This is a genomic window from Candidatus Binataceae bacterium (assembly GCA_035508495.1).
Classification (GTDB): Bacteria; Desulfobacterota; Binatia; order Binatales; family Binataceae; genus JASHPB01.
In genome coordinates this window covers 1-2,392 of sequence record DATJMX010000060.1, presented here as the reverse complement: position 1 = coordinate 2,392, position 2,392 = coordinate 1, and the positions used below count along the sequence as shown (strand labels likewise).

General features: G+C 62.8%; 4 protein-coding genes. 2 read left to right on the top strand and 2 right to left on the bottom strand.

Going from position 1 to position 2,392, the window contains the following annotated elements; all coding sequences use genetic code 11:
- Both VMA09_18835 and VMA09_18830 read right to left on the bottom strand, forming a co-directional pair.
- Positions 1 to 894 (bottom strand): aminoacyl--tRNA ligase-related protein (locus tag VMA09_18835; protein ID HUA35674.1); only part of this gene is annotated, 894 nt, incomplete at its 3' end.
- A gap of 4 nt (positions 895 to 898) precedes the next feature.
- A complete protein-coding gene (locus VMA09_18830) occupies positions 899 to 1,312 on the bottom strand; it encodes a YraN family protein (protein HUA35673.1) in 414 nt (137 codons plus the stop codon).
- 166 nt (positions 1,313 to 1,478) lie between these two features.
- Here VMA09_18830 and gatC point away from each other — a divergent pair, with 166 nt between their 5' ends.
- Positions 1,479 to 1,775, top strand: coding sequence for an Asp-tRNA(Asn)/Glu-tRNA(Gln) amidotransferase subunit GatC (gene gatC / locus VMA09_18825; GenBank protein HUA35672.1), 297 nt, complete (start codon positions 1,479 to 1,481; stop codon positions 1,773 to 1,775).
- A gap of 25 nt (positions 1,776 to 1,800) precedes the next feature.
- On the top strand, positions 1,801 to 2,392 hold a 592-nt coding region (locus VMA09_18820; protein ID HUA35671.1), incomplete at its 3' end, for an amidase.

The following is a 2,392-nucleotide window of genomic DNA, read 5'->3' as shown; positions in this document are numbered from 1 at the left end:
GAATTCGTCGTCGGAGGTTTCCGGCCGCACCACCTTGACCATCTCGACCTTGTCGAATTGATGGCCCCGCTTGATGCCCCTGACGTCGCGCCCTGCCGACATCTTCTCACGCCGAAAACAGGGCGTGTACGCCGCCATATAGATAGGGAGCCGCGCTTCATCGAGGATCTCGTCACGATAAAGGCTCGTCAGCGGCACCTCGGCGGTCGGCACCCACCAGTAGTCCTCCTCGATATCGCGATACATTGTGTCTTGGTTTTTCGGATAATGCCCCGTGCTCGTGACCGTCGCCGTGTTCACCATCAGCGGCGGCATGATTTCGCGGTAGCCCTGCTCCTTGATCTTGACATCGAGCATCCAGGTGATAAGCGCACGCTGCATTCGCGCGCCGAGCCCGCTCATCACGTAGAAGCGTGTGCCGGAGAGCTTAACGCCGCGATCGAAGTCGATAATCCCGAGCTTCTCGCCGATCTCCCAATGCGGCAGCGGCTTGAACGACGTGAACTCCTGCGGCTTGCCCTCGCCGCGAAGCACGCGATTGTCGGCCTCGCTCGCGCCTACGACGACATAGGGCCGTGGAATATTTCTGATCCCCAGCATCTGGGTCGCGAGCGTCTGCTCGAGTTCGCCGAGTTCCTTTTCGCCCACGCCGATCCGGTCGCCCAGCTCGCGCATCTCGGCGCGCTTCTTATCGCGCTCCTCGGGACTGGCCTTGCCCAACTCCTTCGATTCGCGCGTGCGGCGCGCGCGCATCTCGTCGAGCTCGAACTGCAGCTTGCGCCGGCGCGCGTCGAGTTCCAGCAGACTATCGATTTCCTGCGGCTCGACGCCGGCCTTGCCCAGTTCCGCCTTGACGAAGTCGGTCTGTTCGCGAATCAACTTGATATCGAGCATTTCCTCAAAACGCGTCCTTCAATAGGTCAAGCTTCAGGTCGCCGCCGCCGCTTGTGATCGCGACCACGTCGAATCTCATCAGGCGATCTCCCGCACGGTTGCGAGCGGCAAATACTTCGGCCGCGCGGCGCATCCGTTCCTGCTTGCGCCGATCGACCGCATCGACCGGAGCGCCCGCGCCGTCGCCGCTGCGCGTCTTCACCTCGACGAATACGAGAGTCTCGCCTTCCATCGCGATCAGATCGATTTCGGCGCCAGCGGCGCGAAAATTCCGCGCAACGATCCGATAGCCGCAGCGCTTGAGATGCCGCTCGGCGGCACGCTCTCCGCGTTGCCCCAGCGGAACGGCAGCACCGAGCCGCACCAGCCATCGCGATACTTTCGCGCCGATCGATTCGCGACGCCTTATCTTAGCCAAGCCGCCCCCCAGCTCGCGATATGGCTATGACGAGCTAACTCGCATATTGAATATCGCTGCCGCGCACGATGAAAGCCTGTGCCGACGCGGCCAACCTTCCTGACACGCGCCGCGCGGGATGTTACGATTCCAAGTTCGCGCTCCAGCGCCGACAAAAGAGATAACAATGGCCGAAACCAGGATCACACTTGAGATGGTGCAGCATGTCGCACGCCTCGCGCGGCTCAAACTCAGCGACGTCGAGCAGGAGCGCCTGCTCGCGGATCTCGGCCAGATGCTGGCGTACGTCGATAAGCTCAACGAGCTCGACACCGAGAGTGTGCCTCCAACGGCGCAGGTCGGAGAAGCGGGCACTCCCCGCCGCGAGGACGCAGTTACCTGTCCATCAGACGCGGAAGCGATGCTCGCCAATGCACCTTCGGCGGAGCGCGGCTATTTCCGCGTTCCCAAGATCATCGAATAAAGCTGTGGACTTGAAAGCCTGAATGATGGCATCCGAACTTAACAAGCTCACGATCGCCGAAGCGTCGGCGATGCTCCATAAGCGCGAGATCACAGCGCTCCAGCTCACACGCGCGTGCCTCGAGCGAATTGCCGCGGTCGATCCGCGGCTCAACGCGTTCCTCACCGTATGCGAAAAGGAAGCGGCCGAGCAGGCCGTCGAGGCAGATCGGCGCATCGCGGCGGGCAACGCTCCGGCCTTGTGTGGAATCCCGCTCGGAATCAAGGACATCTACAATACGAAGGGCGTGCGCACGACCTGCGCCTCGCGCATTTTGGAAAATTTCGTCTCGCCCTTCGATGCAACCACGATCGCGAAGCTGCGCGCCGACGGCGCCGTGTTTATCGGCAAGGCGAACCTGGACGAGTTCGCTATGGGCTCGTCAACGGAGAATTCCGCGTTCGGCGCGACGCTCAATCCCTACGACCTCGAGCGCGTCGCCGGCGGATCATCGGGAGGATCGGCGGCGGCGGTCGCGGCGCGCGAATGCCTCGGCGCCCTCGGCACCGACACCGGCGGATCGATTCGCGAGCCCGCGTCGTTCTGCGGCGTGGTCGGGATGAAGCCGACCTACAGCC